We start from the raw sequence: 20342 nt of genomic DNA on the forward strand, positions 1-20342 counted from the left end.
GAAAGGCGCCGAAAGTGGCGAAAAAGCGCCGCATCCACCGGGTTGTTAACCCTATGTTTAAACTTTTAAGCATGTGGCCGTTTGCGTGTTCCCTTTACCCGCCTGTGCCACTACGATACGGCAGGACCATAGTGAGCCACTTGCGCGGCTGAGACAGTCGGAACAATCGACGATCCGCGCATCGAGTACAGGGTAACGGCGGCATGGCGCAGAAACCGACGACTAAGAATCTCGACCAGGAAGTCGCGCAAGAACTGGAAAAAGCGCTCGATTTCGACCTTTCCGCCGATGGCGATCTCGACATAGCGGCCTCGATGGAAGATCTCGAAGCTCAGATCTCGGCGGCCGCCGAGGAACTGGCCCGCGAAAGCCGCAACGGAAACGGCAAACCCGACCCTGTCAGCCAACGTCCGCAGCCGGAGGCGCAAGCGGCCCCCCCCTTGCAGCCTGCGAAGGCCGGCAAGCCCGCCGAGGCTTCCCCGCCGACTGCAGCCCAGCTTTCTCCCGCCAACCAGCCCCTCCCCAGCCAGCCCGCAACGGCGCAGTCCGGCGCGTTCGCGCCCGCCAATGATGACCGCCAGAAAGATTATCGTACGCTCATGCATGGCATGAACCGGCGCCCGTCCAAGGCGATCTACTGGTTCATGGGACTGCTGAGCCTGGCCTGGCTCGGCGCGGGTGCATTCTTCGGCCAGAGGCTGCTCGGGCCCGAGATCTGGCAGATCCGCTCCTTTGAGCAAGTGCTGGCGCGCCCCTATCTCGTCGTCCTTCTCGTCGCGACGATCGTGCCGATCATCATGTTCTGGGGCTTCGCGCTGATGATTCGCCGGGCCCAGGAGATGCGCTTCGCCGCGCAGTCCATGACGGAAGTCGCATTCCGTTTGGCCGAGCCCGAGAGCCTCGCGCAGGATCGCATCATGACCGTGGGCCAGGCGATTCGCCGGGAAGTAGCGGCGATGGGCGAAGGTATCGAGCGCACGATCGCGCGCGCGGTCGAGTTGGAGACACTGGTCCACAGCGAAGTCAACGAGCTGGAACGCGCCTATTCGGAGAACGAAGTGCGGATCCGCTCGTTGGTCGACGGGCTGGGAACCGAACGTGATGCCGTGGTCAGCCACGCCGAACGCGTTCGTTCGTCGATCAGCGGCGCGCATGAATCGCTCCGGGAGGAGATCAACGCCGCCGGCGATACGATCCGCGAAAGCATACTTGCAGCCTCCACGAAGCTGTCGATGACGATCAACAATTCGGGCGACACGCTCATCGATCGCGTCAACCAGAGCAGCGCGCTGCTTTATGAATCGCTCGATTCCCGCATGGATTCGATCTCCGATCGGATCAGCACGTCGGGCGAAGCCTTCGCCAGCCTGCTCGACACGCGTATCGCCAGCCTGGCCCAGAGCACCGACGAAGCGACCCGTTCGCTTTCGGAGATGCTCGATGAACGCGCCAATGGCATGGTTTCGCTGCTCGGCGGCGCGACCAAGACCCTGAATGCGGAGTTCGAGGAGCGCCTGCACGGCATCGAGCGCACCCTTGCTGAACGTGGCCAGGCGCTGATCAGCGAGTTCCAGACGCGTGCCGAGGCGCTGGATACCGGCACTCAGAAGCTCAATGCCGCGCTCGAGGCGCGCGCCCGCCAGATCAACGAGACGCTTGTCGAGCGCGCTCGTGAGATCTCCGACGTCTACTCCAACAGCAAGCAGACGCTGTTCTCGATGATCGACGAGGGCAAGGCACGGATCGGCGCCGAGATGGCCGACATCGTCATGTCGACCTCGACCATGCTCGAAGCTCGCGCCACGGATTTCGCCGAACGCCTCGACGCCGCGCGCCACGGCGTCTCGCGCGCCTTCGATGCCGACATACAGAAGCTGTCCGAAGCCCGGGCGAGCCTGGATGAAGCAGTTACCGAGCAGACGCAGCGCATCGCCGAAAGCCGCGAGCGCATGGCGGCAGCGCTGCAGGAAGAACTGCAGAAGTTCGCCGACGGCCGGGCCACGATCGACGATTCAGTGGGCTTCCAGATCCAGAGACTGGCGGAGAGCCGCGACCTGCTAACCCGTGCCCTGCAAGACGACCTGCGCAAGATCAACGAGTCGCGCACCGCTATCGATGCCTCCCTCGGCGAGCATCTGGAGCGCCTGGAACAGGGCCGCACCAATCTCGCCAATGTGTTGCAGGATGACTTGCAGAAACTCACTCAATCCCGCGTGCATATTGATGAAATGGTTGCCGGCCATGTCGGGAAGTTGGCAGAAGGGCGCAACATCCTCGCACGTGCTCTCGACGCCGACCTGCAGAAGATCGAGGAAAGCCGCGCCGGCATCGACAATCTCGTCTCGGGTCAGGTGGAGAAGCTCGCCCAGGGCCGTGACATTCTCAAGCGGGCGCTCGAAGCCGATCTCAATAAGCTGGCCGACACCCGGGCCGACATCGACAACGTCGTGGCCGCTCAGGTGAGCAAGCTGGCGGAGGGCCGCAACGTCCTCAAGGAGGCTTTGGAGGAAGATCTCAAGAAGATCGATGAGAGCCGTGCCGGAATCGACGGGCTCGTTGCCGGACAGGTCGAGAAATTGGCCGAGGGCCGCGACATACTCAAACGGGCGCTCGAGGCGGATCTCAAGAAGATCTCCGAGACCCGCGCCGACATCGATAGCCTCGTCAGCACCCAGGTGGGCAAGATCGCCGAGGGACGCGAGGTGCTGACGCGAGCACTCCAGGAGGATCTCCAAAAGATCGCGGAAAGCCGCACCGACATCGACGACATCGTGTCCGGCCAGCTCGAACGGCTTGCCGAAGGCCGCGAAAACCTGAAGCAGGCGCTTCGCGACGATCTCGACAGGATCGCCGCGACCCGCGCCGACATAGACGGCCTCGTCAGCGCCCAGGTGAGCAAGATCGCGGAAGGCCGCGAGGTGCTGACGCGGGCGCTCCAGGAGGATCTCCAAAAGATCGCGGAAAGCCGCACCGACATCGACGACATCGTGTCCGGTCAGCTCGAACGGCTTGCCGAGGGCCGCGAAAACCTCAAGCAGGCGCTTCGCGACGATCTCGACAGGATCGCGGAGAGCCGCGCCGACATCGACAATCTCGTCACGGGTCAGGTCGAGAAGCTCGCCCAGGGCCGAGGCATCCTCACGCGCGCCCTGGAGAGCGATCTGCAGAAGCTCGCCGAAACGCGTTCCGATATCGACAACCTGGTCGCCGCGCAGGTGGGCAAGCTGGCCGAAGGCCGCAATCTGCTGAAGGATGCTCTCGAGGATGATCTGAAGAAGATCGAGGAAAGCCGAGCCGGTATCGACGGACTCGTCGCGGGCCAGGTGGAGAAGCTCGCGGAAGGACGCGACCTGCTCACGCGCGCCCTCGAAGCCGATCTGCGCAAGCTTTCCGACAGCCGCACCGAGATCGATGGCCTCGTCGCCTCGCAGGTCGAAAAGCTTGCCGAGGGACGTGACGTCCTCAAGCGCGCTCTCGAGGACGACCTGAAGAAGATCGAGGAAAGCCGGGCCGGTATCGACGGGCTCGTCACCGGCCAGGTCGAGAAGCTGGCGGAGGGCCGTGACATTCTGAGGCGCGCCCTCGAGGCGGATCTGCAGAAGATCGCCGGTGCCCGCTCCGAGATCGACGACGTCGTCGCCGGTCATGTGAACAAGCTCGCCGAAGGTCGAGGCCAGCTCGCCAAGGCGCTTGAAGACGACCTCGGCAAGCTTGCCGAAACCCGCAAGGACATGGACGCCGCACTTTCGCAGCATATCCAGACGATCGCGGACAAGCGCAGCATTCTGACCGACGCGCTCGCCGCCGATGTCGAGAAGATCGAGGAGACTTTCCGCCACCAGACCGGCGTCATCGAAGAGCGTACCGGCACGATGGAGCGTGCGCTCGCCACCGGCATCGACAACGTGCGCGGCGTTCTGGAAAGAAGCGCCGTGGTCGTCGCCGGTGCGCTGCGTGAGAAGGTGCTGGAGGTTACCGCCGCTCTCAGCGAAGAGGCCGGCAAGGCCTTCACCGATGCTGACCGGCAGATCGCGGAACGCGCGGCCCAGACCTCGGACGCCCTGCTCGAGCGGGCCAACGACATTGCGCGGGCCTTCGAGGATGCCGACAGGCGCCTTACCGCACGCGCTTCTGAAACGTCAGACACCATGATCGCACGGGCCGAGGAAACGGCCGATCTGCTCTCGGTGAAGGCCGGCGACATCGCGCGCGTTTTCGACGATGCCGACCAGAAGCTGGTTGCGCGTGCCACCGAGACGGCTTCCGCCCTTGCCCTTCGCGCCGGCGACATCCTGCGCAACTTCGACGACGCCGACCAGCGACTCAGCGTCAGGATCGGGGAATCCGCCGACGCATTGGCGGCTCGGGCTGCCGAACTCGGCCGCATCTTCGACAGCGCCGACGAACGGCTCGCCGCCCGGGTCGAGGCGAGCGCCACGACGCTCGGCTCCCGCGCCAGCGAAGCCGTACGCCAGTTCGAGGAAGCCGACGAAAAGCTGGCCTCGCGGGTGAACGCGACGGCCGACAGCCTCGCCGCTCGTGCAACCGCGATCGGCTCGGTCTTCGAGGAAGCCGATCAAAAGATCGCCGCGCGTGTCGAGCAGACTGCTCAGTCCCTGTACGGACGCGCCACGGAGATCGGTTCCGTCTTCGAGGAGGCCGACCAAAAGATCGCCGCGCGCGTCGAGCAGGCTGCGCAATCCCTTACGGGACGCGCCACGGAGATTGGTTCCGTCTTCGAGGAGGCCGACCAGAAGATCGCCGCACGCGTCGAGCAGACCGCGCAATCCCTTTCGGGACGCGCCGCGGAGGTCGCGCGCGTCTTCGAGAGCGCGGACGAGAAGATTGCCGCGCGGGTCAACGAAACGGCCAACTCGCTTGCCGGGCGTGCAGTGGAGATCGGCAAGGTCTTCGAGACAGCCGATCGCGAACTGGCCGCACGTGTCAGCGAGAGCGCCGCGACGATCGGTGCCCACGCCGCCGACGTCGCGAATGCTTTCGCCGACAACGAACAGCGCATCGCGGCGCATGCCCGCCAGGCGGCGGCCGAACTCGATCAGCGCGCCCAGGCCATCCAGGAAGCGCTGGCCGGTGCGGGCAACAAGCTCGCGGCAAGCGCGGAAGCGACTGCAGCCCGCGTCGGAGAGCGCATGGCCGTTGCCGAAGACCGGCTGGCTCAGGGCGCCGACATTGTGGGCCAGAAGCTGAACGAGCGGATCGGTACCGTTGAGGCTCAGTTGACTGCCCGCGCCGAGGCCATCGCGGAGACCTTCTCCGCGGTCGGACAGCACGTCAGCCAGAGCACCAACGAGGCGGCCCGCACCATTGGGGCCAACACCCGCGAGCTCAATTCGATGCTCGCGGCCCGCTCCGCCGAGATCACCAAGATCCTCGACGAGACGGCGCGCCCGCTGGTCGAGCGCTTCTCGCAAAGCGGCGGGGACCTGCAGAAGAGCCTGGAGGACGCAACCGAGAAGGCGACCGAGCGGCTGCGCGCCGAAAACGCCGCCTTGGTCAACGCACTTGCCACGCGTACGGCGGAAACGCTGCAGGCCGTCGATGGTGCCCGTTCCGGCCTCGCCAAGGGCGTGTCCGACCTCATCGACCGCCTCACCGCCTCCAACCGGCAGCTTGGCGAGTTGATAGAGCTGGCTTCGGAGAACCTGTCCGGAATCGACGAGCGGCTGACCAACAGCACCCGCAGCTTCGCCACGACCACGGAACGCGCGGCTCAGACCTTTGCCAGCTCGGCAAGGCTGGTCGACACCAACACGCAGCGCCTGACGGATCTGTCGTCGAACACGCTGAAGGAGGTGGCTACGATCGCGACCCGCTTCGACGAGCACAGCAGGCTCCTCTCGAGCGCCTCCGACCTCCTGACGTCCGCCCAGAGCAATCTCGAGCACACGTTGGAGCGCCAGACGACACTGGAGGACCTGGCCGTCGGCCTGGTGAAGAAGTCGGATGACCTGGAACGCGTCATGAAGTCGTTCGAGGGGCTTGTCGGCCAGGCGCTCGACAAGGCGGAGAACCGGACAATGGCGTCGACGGACAAGATCCGCAACGCCATCACCGAAGTTGTCGAGGCCGCTACCAAGCGCTTCGCCGACGCCACCGAAGACATGCGGCGCACGGCCGGCACGATCCGCGCCGAGCTGGAGGAAACCCGTGCGGAACTGAAGCGCGGCGTGGTCGACATGCCGGTCGAAGCCAAGGAGTCGACCTCCGCGATTCGCCGAGCGGTAACCGAGCAGATCAACGCGCTCAAGGAACTGTCTGATATCGTGGCACGTTCCGGACGCACGGTCGATGTGGGTGGCCGCAACCAGACCCGCGCCAACCCGGCTCCTGCTCCAGCGGCGGCTCCCGCTGCTCCGGCGGTGGCTCCCGCGGCTCCGGCGGCGCGCCTGCCGGAATCGCCGCGCCGCACGCCGACCGCGACGCTGGAACGCCGGCCTGCCGATCCCGACCGCTCCGCCGCGGGGCGACAGCGCGAGGGCGATCAGCAGAGCGGCTGGGTGAGTGATCTCCTGCGCGGCGCTTCGCGCGAGGAGTCCCGACCGACGGCCAAGGCTGAGACCGCGCCGGTCGCAGCGCCCACCCAGCGGTCGCCCCTGCACGTCGTCGAGTCCCTCAACTCCCTCTCGGTCGATATAGCGCGGGCCATCGACCACGAGGCTTCGATCGAGCTGTGGGATCGCTACCGCCGCGGCGAACGCGACGTGTTCACGCGCCGTCTGTACACGCTGAAGGGGCAGCAGACCTTCGACGACATCCGCCGCAAGTACCAGTCCGAAACGGAGTTCCGGACCGCGGTAGATCGCTACTGCGAGGATTTCGAGAAGCTGCTGCGCGATGTCGCTCGCAACGACCGTGACAACATGATGACGCAGACATACCTGTCTTCGGATACGGGCAAGGTCTATACGATGCTCGCCCATGCCAGCGGGCGCCTGCGGTAGCAGGCAGGCAGCCGGCCAAGATCAGGCGGCGCTCCGTGACACGGAGCGCCGTTTTTTGTTTGTAGAGTAGAGAGCCCCTCGTCCGGCCTCGCATACCCCTCATCCGACCTCGTCGAATGAGGGGTATCACATCACTCCGGCGGACCAGCCGACGATCTCGGAAGCGGCTTTGCCGAAGGCTCGGTCGAGCGCGGCGACATAGGCATCGTTGCCGGCGCCCGAGACCGGCGAACTCGCCACGAAGGTTCGAGACGCGCGCACGACGCCGTTGCGATCGTTCAGCAGCCGGACGAACAACTCGACATCCGCCGTCTGCCCCGAGCCGGCACGGATTGCGAATTCGCGGATTTCCACGATGATCTGGTAGTCGATCGCCAGCCCCTCGCCCGGCTTCCCGACACCGCCGAACGCACCGGAACGCTGGAAGGTTTCGGCAAGGCGCGCCTGGACGATTCTCGGCAGCCGATCCGCCCACTGCGCGCCCTTGAGATATTCGATGACGTTGGGCGCCGGCCTGATCACGATATTCTGTCCGTCGAGCGCCTTGAGTGCCGAGGGCTCGGTGATCAGGACCTGCGTACGGCGCCTGCTGCCGGCTTCCGCAGCGGGCGCGGAAAGTTCGAAAGTATCGAGCGGCGCCGGGCCGCCGCCGGGTAAAAGCGCGCAACCGGGCAGCAGAGCCGCCAGGAAAGCAAAACCCGACGCAAGAGCTATCGCTTGCTTCACTCGCTGCCCCCGCCACGCCCCTTCATGGCAAGTCCCTGTTGTATTTTCTCAATAATCCGTGTTTGGGGCGCGAACGCGCCAATGTCAACGCCGGGCGCGCCCATCATACTCGCGCACCGTTCCTTCGCCACCTGTCAGGATACGCTGCGGATTGCGTTCGAGGCCGCTGATAGCCTCCTCGATCCGTCCGACGGCGCGGCGGCTTTCGCCGACGAGCGCCTCGACATTGCGTAATCCCTGCCCTGAAAATCGTGCGAACCCTTCGGTGATGGTCCCGAGCCGCGCGTTCAACGTCTCCGCCACCCTACGGAACTCCTTCAAGGTCTCGCTGGCGTCCGCCATCACGCCCTGCGCTTCCCCGGATCCGAGCAGCGAATCGACCTTGGCGAGCACGCCATCGACGCGGACCGACGCCCTGTTCAGCCGGCCGGAGATCTCGCGCGCATCGGCGATGATCTGGTCGATGTCGCCGGCCCGCTCGCCGAACTTGGCCGTGACCTTGGAGACGTCCTCCACCACCTGCTTCGCGTTCTCGCTGGCATCGCCGATATTGGCGAGCGCCGTCCTGACCGTCGCGGGATCGACGCTGTCGAGCAGGACGTCCACTTTCGTCACGGTCCGATTCGCGCTTTGGGCGAAATCGTTCACCGACTTCACGGCCGTGTCGACGCCGCGCATCAGTCCGTCGATCTCGTCTCCGGTCTTTTTGAGATTTCCGGTAAAGTCCTCGACGTTCGCAACGATCGTCGCCACCTTGTCTCGATCGACGGATTTGAGGAGGTCTTCGGCCGCTCGCAACGTCCCGTCGAGCTTGCCGGAAACACCGGCCAGTTCGGTGGACAGTTTCGAGACGCTCTCCAGAAAACGGTCGACACCTTCCGAATTCCTGGCCAGCGCGTTGGAGAACGTCTCGGCATTGCTTACGGTCTTGGCCAACGGGCCTCGGACGTCCTTGACGAAGCCCTCCAGTTGGGAAAGGACGGTGTTGGTCCGCGCGAATATGTCCTGAGCCGTCTGCAGCAGGTTCGTCACGGCCGACGGATTGGCGTTGATCACTGCAACTTCGCCGCGCGCCTCCGCTTCCGCCAACAGGTTGGGCTCCCGGGGGTCGGCCCCCGTCAGGTCGACGCTCGCCTGGCCGGTCAGGCCGGCTATGCCGATATCCGCACGCGTGGAGCGCGTAATGGGCGTAAGGCGATCGATCTCCGCGTCCGCCAAGGCTTCCGTGGGCTTGTTGACGTCCAGATAGACGCGACGGATGGTTCCTACCTTGACGCCGTTGAAGAGCACGGCGCTACCCGGCCCCAGCCCCGAAGCGGACCCCGGGATGCGGATTCGCAAGGTCGTCGTCTCGCCGCGGTCGCCGATGGCCGACGTCCAATAGACGAAAGCGAACGCGGACAGCACGGCCACGATCGTGAAAATGCCAACGATGATGTAGTTCGCCCTGGTTTCCATCGGCGATTACGCGCGAGCTTCACGGTCGATCTGCCGTGCCCGCTTTCCACGAAAGTAGGATTTCACCCAGGGCTCCTCGCTCGCCAGCATATCGTCGATCGACCCCTCGACCAGGACCTTCTTCTTGCCAAGAACCGCGATACGGTCGCAGACGGAGAACAGGCTGTCGAGGTCGTGCGTCACCATATAGACAGTCAAGCCCATTGTGTCGCGCAGTTTCGCGACAAGCTCGTCAAATTCGGCCGCGCCTATCGGATCGAGGCCCGATGTCGGCTCGTCGAGAAAGACGATATCCGGATCGAGCGCCAGGGCCCGCGCCAGCGCTGCTCTCTTGATCATTCCGCCCGAGAGCTCGGACGGAAACTTCGGTCCGGCGTCTAACGGCAGACCGACAAGCTCGAGCTTCAATTGGGCAAGTTCATCCATCAGCTTCTGCGACAGATCCAGGTACTCGCGCATCGGAACCTGAATGTTTTCCAGCACCGTCAGCGAGGAAAACAGGGCACCCTGCTGGAAAAGCACGCCGAGCCGCATGTCCAGGCGCATCCGCTCGGCATCGCTCGCCTTGTCGACGTCGACGCCGAACAACCGGATCGAGCCGGCACGCTTCTTGTTCAGGCCGAGGACCGTGCGAAGCAGGACGGACTTTCCGGAGCCCGATGCGCCGACGAAACCCAGGATTTCGCCACGGAAGACATCCAGCGACAGCTTGTCGAGGATGAGCTTGTCACCGAAGCCGACTGTCACGTCGCGCACGGAAAGGACGACTTCCCGTCCGTTACCGCCCCCTTTGGCTCCGCCCGATCCGTTGGAATCGCCAACCATTCGCCCTCGCTCAGAAGTCGATCTGCGCATAGAAGATCGCAAACAAGCCGTCGACGATGATGACGACGAAGATCGCTTTCACCACCGAGGAGGTCACCTGCCGGCCGAGCGATTCGGCGCTGCCGCCGACCTTGAGGCCTTCCACCGACGCGATGATGCCGATGATCATCGCCATGAAGGGTGCCTTGATCAGGCCGGCGAGAATGGTGCTGACGTCGATGCTGGTGCGCAGACGGTCGATGAACGCATCGGGCTCGATTCCCGAATAGAGCCAGGCTATCCCGATCGCTCCCCCGAGTGCTGCGAAATTGGCGAGCACGGTAAGGCATGGCAGGGCCACGACCAGGGCGACCAGCCGGGGGAAAACGAGCACGCCGATCGGATTGAGCCCTATCACCTTGAGCGCGTCGACCTCTTCGCGCATCTTCATCGAGCCGATCTCGGCCGTGATCGCGCTTCCCGAACGTCCGGCGAGCATGATGGCGGTCATCAGCACGCCGAGTTCGCGCAGCACCAGGATGCCGACAAGATCGACCACGAAAATCTCCGCGCCGAAGTAGCGAAGCTGGAACGCGCCCTGCTGCGCGACGATCGCGCCGACGATGAAGGACATCAGCACGACGACCGGAATCGCGCCGACTCCGATTCGATCGACCTGATTGAAGATGGCGGCGAGATTGACCGCGTGCCCCCGGCCGAGCTTCATCTGAGCTCCGCGGATCGTGGCGCCCAATATGTTCATCGCGGCCAGGAAGTCGTCGAGGAAACCATACATTGCCCGGCCGACGGCTTCCGGAAAGCGCAACAGGAACGGCGTCCGATGCTCCGGGCCGGGCTCTTCCCGTTCACTGATGGCCGTGCTGACAGCATCGAGCAGGATGCGCGCCGCGGCGTTCTGCCCCGACAGGGCCACCTCTGCCCCGTTCTCCGCAAATTTCGTGGCCAGCCGCTCGATCAGCCAGGCGCCGGCCGTGTCGATTTTGTCGATGGCGGAAAGGTCAAGCCTCAGCGATTTGATATCGCGTCGGACTTCTATTTCGCGAACGGCCTCGTCCCCCTCGCTCGCGGTGCGGGTGATCCAGGCGCCGGAGAAACGACAGACGAGCGCGCCGTCTTCCTCGCCGGTGGCGATCGTCGGCGCGCCGTTGCGCTCTTGGCCCAGCGTACCGCTTGCTTCCTCGTCGCCATTCGTCAACATGGCGCCAGTCTTAGACTCTCCTTTTCCGCCTGTCACTTTGCGTTACCGCGCTTGGTGGTAAATCTTTGGAAGAACAATGACACGCATTCTCACTGTGGAGGCTGAGCGGTTCCCCATCGCCGGAACCTTCACGATCTCGCGAGGCTCCAAGACGGAAGCCGAGGTGCTGACCTGCACGATACGAGACAATGGTTTTGTGGGCCGTGGTGAATGCGTGCCCTACCGCCGCTACGGCGAAACGATGGAAGCGGTGCGAGCCGCAATCGAAACGATGGGCCCTGCGATCGCCGCGGGTGTGTCCCGGGACGAATTGCGCGAAGCGCTCCCTCCCGGCGCTGCGCGCAACGCCATCGATTGCGCGCTGTGGGACCTGGAAGCCAAGAGATCGGGAAGGCCGGCCTGGCAAGCCGTCTGTGCCGCGGCGCCTGGCCGGCTTGTCACGGCCTACACATTGTCGCTCGGCGAGCCGGAAGCGATGGCCGCGCAAGCTCGCGCCAACGCCTCGCGGCCGCTGCTCAAGGTGAAGATCGGCGGCGAAGGCGACATCGCCCGTATACGCGCCGTCGCGCAAGCCGCGCCTGAGAGCCGCATCGTTCTGGATGCGAACGAAGGCTGGACGGCGGACAACATCGCTGAGAACCTCGCGGCGGCGGCGGCACTCGGCGTGGCCCTGATCGAGCAGCCCCTGCCCGCCGGCAGGGACGCGATGCTGGGGAGCATCCCTCACCCGGTACCGATCTGCGCCGACGAAAGCGTGCATACCGCCAAGGGCCTGTCCTCGGTGCGTGACCGCTATGACGCCGTGAACATCAAGCTCGACAAGGCTGGCGGCCTCACCGAGGCGCTGGCGCTGCGCGACGAAGCGCGCCGACTCGGCTTTTCCATCATGGTGGGCTGCATGGTCGGCACCTCCCTGGCCATGGCGCCAGCCGTGCTGCTGGCCCAGGGAGCCGACTTCGTGGATCTCGACGGTCCGTTGCTCCTTGCACGCGACCGCGTGCCGGGCCTCTCCTACGAGGGATCCTGGGTATCACCGCCCGACGCCGCGTTGTGGGGTTGACATGCGTGCTATGGCGATGAGCGTCAGGCCCAGGGCCGCGACAAACGCCATCGCATGGAACCCGCCGGCGCCGAAACGATCGTAAAGCGGTCCCGAGAGCAACGTCATGAGCGCCATGAACGTGCCGTTTGCGGCATAGGCTATGCCTTGTGCCGCGCCGGTGCGTTCCTCCTCGACACTTTCGGCGATAAGCTTCTGCACCCCGATGATGACGATCCCGGTCGAGAAGGCGTGCATGGCCTGCACCAGGAAGAACCCGACGATGCCCGCGCCCATCGGCCAAACCAACGGGAAAGCCAACCATCTCGCAATAGCGAAGCATGCCGCGAGCGCGAGCAACGTCGTCGCCGAGCGCCGGCCGAAGATGCGCGTGAAGAGCGCGAACATGCAGACCTCGGCGATGACGCTCCACGCCCAGAGCAGGCCGATGAGCGGATCGGAAAGCCCAAGCGACTTCCAGTAGATGGAAACGAAACCGTAGAGAAAGGCATGGCTTCCTACGACGATGCCGGCACCGCCGGCCAAAAGAAGGAAGTGGCGGTTGAGCAGTGTCGGGGCCGCTCCCTGCATGCCGCTGGCGGACAACGGCGAGGCACGACGGGGCCGGCCCAGGCGCGGAGCGAGCAGAACCGCGCCCAAGGCGCCTGACAGGCCGACTGCGATAAGAACCGGCACGATGTCCGGGCCCGTCCAGGCAAGTATCATTCCTCCGGCAAGGTTGGCGCACAGGAAGGATATCGACCCCCAGATCCGCATCCGAGCGTAGTTCGATCCGAAACGGCGCACGCCCGACAAGGCCAGCGAATCGGCAAGCGGCGGATGCGGAGTCCAGACTGCCGCGAGGGCGAGTGAGACTGCGAGCACGGTCGCGTAAGTGGGCTCCAGGAAATATCCGCAATTGATCAGCAGTGCTGCCGCCACAAGCACGATCAACACGTTGGCACGATCTTTCGCCCGATCGGCGAAGGCGGTGACGAAAGGCGTGGTCACGACGCGCAGGAACATCGGAGCCGAGAGGATCACCGCGATGTGCTCGGGACCGAACCCCTTCGCCTCCAGCCAGAGCGGAAAATAGGGAAGATGCATCCCCTGCGGAACGAACAGGAAAGCGAAAACGAGCGACATGCGCAGCTCGAAATGGCGTGGTTTGACGAGTTGTTCGGGCGAGAGCGGCGGGAGCGAGGGCAAAGGACATTCCGGGAAGGATGCCGGCCTTGTTGCTGACCGGCACGAAACCTTCGATACCACGCCCGGTAGCGGATCGGAATGTCCTGGTCCAATCGGTTGGCGGGCCTGCCATTCAGGCGGCGACGGCCTTGCCTTCGATCACCACGGGCACGAACGGTTCGGGCATGTTCCCCGGTCGCGCCGCCGATTCGGTCCAGCGCAGGATCTCCATCGATCCATCGAAATTTTCCACCACAGCGGTGCAGCTCTCCACCCAGTCACCCGTGTTGATGTAGCGGACGTCTCCGATCTCCTCCATTGCCGCGTGATGGATATGCCCGCAGATGACGCCATCGACCCCCGCATTGCTGGCCTGCTCGGCGACGATCGCCTGGAAAGCGCTGATGAAATTCACCGCCCGCTTCACGGTCACCTTCGCCCAGGACGAGAACGACCAATAAGGCAGATCGAGCGTCCGCCGGACACGGCCCACCACACGGTTGACCACGATTGCGAGATCGTAGGCCTTATCGCCGAGATAGGCGAGCCAGCGCACATTGTGGACGATGGCGTCGAACTGGTCGCCATGGATGACGAGATAACGGCGCCCATCCGCCGCGACATGGATCATCTGGTCGGCAACCTCGATGCCGCCGAAATGCCTACCCTGGAAGTCCCGCAGGAATTCGTCGTGATTGCCCGCGATATAGATGACCTTCGCGCCCTTGCGCGCCTTGCGCAGCAGCTTCTGGACTACGTCATTGTGCGATTGAGGCCAGTGCCAGGAGCGGCGCAGCCGCCAGCCGTCGACAATATCGCCGACGAGATAGATGGTTTCCGCTTCGTGGACGCGAAGGAAATCGATCAGATAATCGGCCTTGGCGATCTTCGAACCGAGGTGGACATCCGAGATGAAGAGCGTTCGAACTTTGCGCGGGGCAGTGCCGGACATGGGCTGATCCAAGGCTTGTCTTCGACCTGCCTATGCGCCGATTCATGCTACAGGCGTATGACGGTTGCGGATCGGTTCGGACGCGGGCTAGGTTGCTCCTGTGTTTTGAAAGGACTTACGACATGGACCTGGGGATCAAGGGCAAGAATGCGATCGTCTGCGCCTCCAGCAAAGGGCTCGGCCGTGGCTGCGCGATGGGCCTGGCCGAGGCCGGTTGCAATCTTGTCGTCAATGGGCGTGATGCGACGGTGCTGGCAAGGACAGCGGCCGAACTGCGCGAGCTCTACAAGGTCGATGTGATCGAGATCGCCGGCGACGTGGCTCAGCCAGGCGTGCAAAAGGCGATGCTTGCCGCCCTCCCCGCTCCCGATATCCTCGTCAACAACAATGGCGGTCCGCCGCCCAAGGATTTCCGCGAGCTCGACCGGCAGGCAATTCTCGACGGGGTGATGAAGAACATGATCACCCCGATCGAGCTCGTCAAAGCGGTGGTCGACGGCATGGCCGAACGCGGCTTCGGCCGCATCGTCAACATAACCTCGCTGTCCGTCTATGTTCCGATCGAAGGCCTGGACGTTTCCTCGGGCGCACGCGCCGGATTGACCGCCTTCCTCGCCGGAATCGCGCGCACCGTGGCGAGCCGCAACGTGACGATCAACAATCTGTTGCCGGGCAAACTGGACACCGATCGCCTGCGTGGGGCCTTTCAAGGCAACACCTCGGCCGAGGAACACCATGCGCGTCTGATCGCGGATATTCCAGCCAGGCGCCTGGGCACGCCGGAGGAGTTCGGGCAGATCTGCGCGTTCCTCTGCTCCGTACATGCCGGATACCTGACCGGGCAAAACATCCCGGTTGACGGCGGGGCCTATGTAAGCGCCTTCTGAAACGAGCTTTTTCGCGACCCCTCGCGAATCCACGATTGCTATAGACACCGCGCAAGGCTGGCTCCTTCGCCGGCCGACGAGGACGACAAAGGGACGGGTGGCCCGGGAATGAACGCCGAAACCAAGCAACAACGCTCCGACCTCGATGAGGCCGCTCTTTTCTTCCACAAATATCCAACGCCTGGAAAGCTCGAGATCCAGGCGACCAAGCCGCTCGGCAACCAGCGCGACCTCGCGCTCGCCTATTCTCCGGGCGTCGCCGCTCCCTGCATCGAGATCCGGGATGAGCCCGCCAGGGCCGCCGACTATACCGCCCGAGCCAATCTCGTTGCGGTGATCTCCAACGGCTCGGCGGTGCTCGGGTTGGGCAATATCGGGCCGCTGGCCTCCAAGCCGGTCATGGAAGGCAAGGCGGTACTGTTCAAGAAGTTCGCCGGGATCGACGTTTTCGACGTTGAGATCGACGCCCCGGAGATCGATCGCATGGTCGACACGGTCGCCGCGCTCGAGCCGACATTCGGCGGCATCAACCTCGAGGACATCAAGGCGCCCGAATGCTTCGAGGTGGAGGAGCGCCTGAAGGCGCGCATGGCCATTCCAGTTTTCCACGACGACCAGCATGGCACGGCCATCATCGTCGCGGCCGCCGTGCTCAACGCTCTCGAATTGGCGGGGAAGGACATCTCCAAGGTCAAGGTCGTGACTTCGGGCGCGGGCGCCGCTGCGATCGCCTGCCTGAACCTTCTGGTTTCGCTCGGCGCGCAGCGCGAAAACATCTGGGTCACCGACCGTTTCGGCGTCGCCTGGCGCGGCCGTGTCGAAGAGATGGACCGGTGGAAAGATCCGTACGTCAAGGACACCGACGCACGGTCGCTCGCTGATGTGATCGGCGGGGCGGATGTCTTTCTTGGCCTCTCCGCTGCCGGGGTGCTCAAGCCCGAACTGCTGCAGCACATGGCGGAAAAACCGCTGATCATGGCGCTCGCCAATCCCGTTCCCGAGATCATGCCGGAAGTGGCGCGCGCCGCGCGTCCCGACGCCATGATCTGCACCGGCCGTTCGGATTTCCCGAACCAGGTGAACAATGTCCTGTGCTTCCCCTACATCTTCCGGGGCGCGCTGGATTGTGGCGCGAGCGCCATCAACGAGGAGATGAAGATGGCGGCAGTGCGGGCCATCGCCGCACTTGCCCGCGAAGAACCGTCCGACGTCGCCGCCCGCGCCTACACCGCCGAAACGCCGACCTTCGGTCCGGACTTCCTGATCCCGTCGCCCTTCGATCCGCGCCTCATTCTGCGCATCGCCCCGGCCGTCGCGAAAGCCGCCTGCGAGAGCGGCGTCGCCACGCGGCCGATCGAGGACTGGCCGGCCTATCTGGACCGGCTGAACCGCTTCGTGTTCCGCTCGGGCCTCGTGATGAAGCCGATCTTCTCCGCCGCCAAATCGGCGAGCGCGAAGCGTGTCATCTACGCCGATGGCGAGGACGAACGCGTGCTGCGCGCCGCCCAGGTGGTGCTGGAGGAAGGCATCGCCGAGCCTATCCTGGTCGGCCGACCTCACGTGATCGACGTGCGTCTGAAGCGATACGGTTTGAAGATCCGCCCGGGCGTCGACTTCGAGCTCGTCAATCCGGAGGATGACCCGAGGTACCGTGACTATGTCGATCTGCTCGTGCAGCTTGCCGGACGTCGGGGTGTGCCGCTGGAAGCGGCACGTACGCAGGTGCGAACCGATACGGGCGTGATCGCGGCGATCGCGGTGAAGCGTGGCGACGCCGATGCCATGATTTGCGGCCTCGAGGGCCGCTTCGAGCGCCATCTGCGCAACGTGACCCTGATCATCGGAGCCCGGCCGGGCATTCGCGACCGTGACCTGTCGACGCTCTCGATGCTTATCTCGCAACGCGGCGTCACCTTCTTCACCGACACCTATGTGACGGTGGACCCGACCGCCGACGAAATCGCGGAGATGACCATCCTGGCCGCGGAAGAGATCAGGCGGTTCGGTATCGAGCCAAAGGCCGCGCTGCTGTCGCATTCGAATTTCGGCTCGCGCGACACACCGAGCACGAGGAAAATGCGCGAAGCATCGGAAATCCTGAAGCGAATCGCTCCCGACCTTCAGAGCGACGGCGAGATGCACGGCGACGCAGCCCTGTCGGAAACGCTTCGCCATCGCGTCTATCCCCACTCCACGCTCAAGGGCGAAGCCAACCTGCTCGTCTTCCCCAATCTCGATTCCGCCAATATCACGCTGACGACCGTGAAGAGCATGATGGACGCGCTCCATGTCGGGCCGATCCTGCTCGGGACCGACAAGCCGGCCCATATCCTCACACCGTCCGTCACCTCGCGCGGGATCGTGAACATGACGGCGTTGGCCGTAGTCGAGGCATCTCAGAAGGCCCAGAACCTGATCGAGGCAAGGTAGTTTCCATCGCGGCGCAAGGCTGGGTGGTCACATAGGCAATATGGTTGCCGGCGCGATTCGCGTGGCACCCATCTTGTCGATTGAAAATCCTTCAGCGGGTCGGCTCCCAACGATCCGTGCCTTCGAGCGGGCTAAGATGCGGATCACACAGAGGACCTTCGCGCGGACGGCACTCTTGTTTACGGTGCTCGCCGTGGCAGGCGCCGCCTCACCGTTGCCCGTTTCTGCCGATGAACGTCTCTGCGGAGAGCTTCGGGCGGAATTGGCTTCCGCTCCCGCAACTGGAGGCTCGCCCGAATACAGGAAATTTACGCGGGCAGTGAAGGCCCAGCGCGATCAGATCACGATCGCGCGCCGCCAAGCGCTGCATGTGCGCTGCGGTTTGCATGCCGAGTCGAACCGGCCGGAATGCGCTCCCATCGACGCCAAGATCGAGAAGATGGAACGCAATCTGGACAGCCTGGAAAGCCAGTTGGCCGAATTGACACAGCAGGAAAGCCGTCGCCCCGACCGCTCGCGCATCCTGGCCGCCCTCGACGCCAACCATTGCGGCGATCCGAGCTTGGTGGTGAAGGAAGTGCCTCATCCCCCTCAGGATGAAGAGCCCGCTCGCTTCGAGCCGCGCGACCTTGGAGGTTCGGTTGAGATCGTGATGCCGGCGGATGAGCCCCTCCGCTCACCAAGCATTGTCGAAACCGGGAACGGCGCCCCCGACGGTGAAGATGCGGCGGCCGAGAGGCCTGTCCGAAATTTCTCCATCATTGCAGGAAACCCACCCAACGACGAAACCCGGGCCGATCCGCCGACGGAGAATTCTCCCGTCGATGCAGAAGGCTCGGTTGAGCTGCCGGCTGGACCTCCAGTTTCTGCCGGAGAGGTCATCATGCCCAACAGCCCCGACGCCCCGTCGCCCCCCGCCGCCACTCTCGAGGATCAGGCAGAAGACATCGCCGATATTCCGGCTCGGCCCGAACCGGGATTGGCCGACTTGCCCCCGCGGATCGAGATGCCGCCACGTGCGCCTTCCGGAGGTGATAAAACGATTGCCCCGAACAATGGGGACACTCTGTCACCGTCAATTGTCATGCCCGGACGTTCGTTATCCAACACTATGGACGGCGAAGGGCGCACCGGTCCTGGCCCGGAAGGTGCTCAGGCGGCATCCAAGGACAAGTTGCCGGCCGGCCCGCCTTCGATGCCGGAGGCCGTGCCACACGATCCGGGGCAACGTAAGGTCAGGGTCGTCGGGCCAACGTTCCTTCCCGCCCCAGAAGCGGCAATAGATCTGCGAGCTCCGGTCCGGAAGCAAGCCCGGTGAGGGCGAGCCGGATCGGCATGAACAGGGCCTTGCCCTTGCGGCCGGTCGCCTCCCGCACCGCATCCGTCCAGGCCTTCCAGGTGGACCTGTCCCACGGCTCCTCCGGCAGCAGGTCAAAAGCCTGGTTCAGGAAGGCACGGTCGTCCTGCGAGAGTTCCGGCTCCGCGGCACGGCCCTCCCTGACGATCCGCCACCAGGCCACAGCGTCCGCAAGCGTATCGAGATTGCCGCGGACGGCTGTCCAGAAGGGCTCGGCCTTCTCGCCCGAAATGCTGAGCGCAGCCAGCCGCTCGCGCGCATCCTCGAACGGCATCTTGTGCAGAAGCGTCCGGTTGAGGACGGTGAGTTCCGCCGGGTCGAACTTTGCCGCCGATTTCGAGGTCTGAGCCGGGTCGAAATGCTCGGCGAGTTCCGCCATGCTGGAATAGGCCGATACGTTCTCGGACGTGCCGATCAGGACGGCGAGCGAAGCCACCGCCATGGGTTCTATCCCGGACTCCCGCAGGCTGCCAATGGACAGCGCTCCGGTCCGTTTCGACAAGCCCTCTTCCGCTGCCGTCGTGAGAAGGTTGTGATGTCCAAAGGCCGGCGGAACCGCGCCGAGAGCCCTGAAAAGCGCAATCTGAACGCCGGTGTTGGTCACGTGGTCGTCGCCGCGCATGACATGCGTCACGCCGAAATCGATGTCGTCGACCACGGAAGGCAAGGTGTACAGATATGTCCCGTCCTCGCGCACGAGCACCGGATCCGACAGCGAGGCGAGATCCACCGTCTCCTCGCCGCGGATGAGGTCCAGCCAATGCACCTCCGTACGGTGCGTCTCGAACGGGTCGCCCTCGAAATTGGGAAGCAGGAAGCGCCAGTGCGGCCGCCTGCCGTCGGCTTCGAGGGCCTGCTTCTCTTCCGCCGTCAGCTTGAGCGACTCGCGACCGTAAACCGGCGGCAGGCCTCGCGTCCGTCTGATCTTGCGCCTGAGATCGAGCTCCTCGGGCGTCTCGTAACAGGCATAGAGAAGTCCAGCCTGCTTCAGCCGCTCGACGGCTTCGTCATAGATGGCGAAGCGCTTGGACTGGTACTGGACGGTATCGGGAAAGATGCCCAGCCAGTGCAAGTCGTAAAGAATCGCGTTGGCATAGGCCTGGGTCGACCGCTCGACATCCGTATCGTCGAACCTCTGAATGAAGCGCCCCCGGTTCTTCAACGCGAAAAGCCAGTTGAACAGCGCCGAGCGGGCGTTGCCGATGTGAATGTGGCCCGTCGGCGACGGGGCGAAACGAACGGTGACTGTCATATAATGCGGCGTAGCGAATGGTTACTTGGTTGACAAGGCCACGTGCTTATCAAGGCCCCTTACAAGGA

At 64.3% G+C, this 20342-nt stretch carries 12 protein-coding genes; 5 read left to right on the plus strand and 7 right to left on the minus strand.

The features are described from left to right. The first annotated feature begins 203 nt into the window (after positions 1-203). Entirely contained in the window at positions 204-6962 is a 6759-nt protein-coding gene (locus ACCO56_RS14465) for a kinesin (RefSeq protein WP_433641447.1), read from the plus strand. 126 nt (positions 6963-7088) lie between these two features. Here the strand turns inward: ACCO56_RS14465 and ACCO56_RS14470 are convergent, their stop codons facing one another. From ACCO56_RS14470 to ACCO56_RS14485, 4 genes are all read right to left on the minus strand, one after another. Continuing rightward, positions 7089-7688, minus strand: coding sequence for an ABC-type transport auxiliary lipoprotein family protein (locus ACCO56_RS14470; protein ID WP_433641448.1), 600 nt, complete (start codon positions 7686-7688; stop codon positions 7089-7091). 84 nt (positions 7689-7772) lie between these two features. Continuing rightward, positions 7773-9146, minus strand: coding sequence for an MlaD family protein (locus ACCO56_RS14475; RefSeq protein ID WP_433641449.1), 1374 nt, complete (start codon positions 9144-9146; stop codon positions 7773-7775). A gap of 6 nt (positions 9147-9152) precedes the next feature. Next, on the minus strand, positions 9153-9971 hold the full coding sequence (locus tag ACCO56_RS14480; protein WP_433641450.1) for an ABC transporter ATP-binding protein: 819 nt from the start codon (positions 9969-9971) through the stop codon (positions 9153-9155). A 10-nt stretch (positions 9972-9981) separates the two neighbouring features. Then, positions 9982-11169 carry an ABC transporter permease gene (locus ACCO56_RS14485; protein WP_433641451.1) on the minus strand — a complete coding sequence of 396 codons (1188 nt, stop codon included), beginning with the start codon at positions 11167-11169 and terminating at the stop codon, positions 9982-9984. A gap of 76 nt (positions 11170-11245) precedes the next feature. Between ACCO56_RS14485 and dgcA the strand changes: the two genes are divergently transcribed. Continuing rightward, positions 11246-12229: an N-acetyl-D-Glu racemase DgcA gene (gene dgcA / locus ACCO56_RS14490; RefSeq protein WP_433641452.1), complete on the plus strand. Its 984-nt coding sequence runs from the start codon at positions 11246-11248 to the stop codon at positions 12227-12229. Here the strand turns inward: dgcA and ACCO56_RS14495 are convergent. Both ACCO56_RS14495 and ACCO56_RS14500 read right to left on the minus strand, forming a co-directional pair. Continuing rightward, entirely contained in the window at positions 12200-13354 is a 1155-nt protein-coding gene (locus ACCO56_RS14495) for an MFS transporter (RefSeq protein WP_433641453.1), read from the minus strand. The two genes, dgcA and ACCO56_RS14495, sit on opposite strands and share 30 nt — an antisense overlap. Before the next feature lie 175 nt (positions 13355-13529). After that, complete coding sequence (locus ACCO56_RS14500) at positions 13530-14348, minus strand: UDP-2,3-diacylglucosamine diphosphatase (protein WP_433641454.1); 819 nt, start codon at positions 14346-14348, stop codon at positions 13530-13532. 122 nt (positions 14349-14470) lie between these two features. Between ACCO56_RS14500 and ACCO56_RS14505 the strand changes: the two genes are divergently transcribed. The 3 genes from ACCO56_RS14505 (at position 14471) to ACCO56_RS14515 (ending at position 18983) form a co-directional block, all read left to right on the plus strand. Then, on the plus strand, positions 14471-15235 hold the full coding sequence (locus ACCO56_RS14505) for an SDR family oxidoreductase (RefSeq protein WP_433641455.1): 765 nt from the start codon (positions 14471-14473) through the stop codon (positions 15233-15235). A gap of 108 nt (positions 15236-15343) precedes the next feature. Further along, positions 15344-17665 carry an NADP-dependent malic enzyme gene (locus ACCO56_RS14510; protein WP_433641456.1) on the plus strand — a complete coding sequence of 774 codons (2322 nt, stop codon included), beginning with the start codon at positions 15344-15346 and terminating at the stop codon, positions 17663-17665. A gap of 319 nt (positions 17666-17984) precedes the next feature. Then, positions 17985-18983: a hypothetical protein gene (locus ACCO56_RS14515; RefSeq protein ID WP_433641457.1), complete on the plus strand. Its 999-nt coding sequence runs from the start codon at positions 17985-17987 to the stop codon at positions 18981-18983. On the opposite strand, the gene gltX is transcribed toward ACCO56_RS14515, so the two are convergent. After that, on the minus strand, positions 18901-20274 hold the full coding sequence (gene gltX, locus ACCO56_RS14520) for a glutamate--tRNA ligase (RefSeq protein WP_433641458.1): 1374 nt from the start codon (positions 20272-20274) through the stop codon (positions 18901-18903). The two genes, ACCO56_RS14515 and gltX, sit on opposite strands and share 83 nt — an antisense overlap. Positions 20275-20342 lie beyond the last annotated feature (68 nt).

It is taken from the genome of Mesorhizobium sp. 1B3 (assembly GCF_050958605.1).
Classification (GTDB): domain Bacteria; phylum Pseudomonadota; class Alphaproteobacteria; order Rhizobiales; family Rhizobiaceae.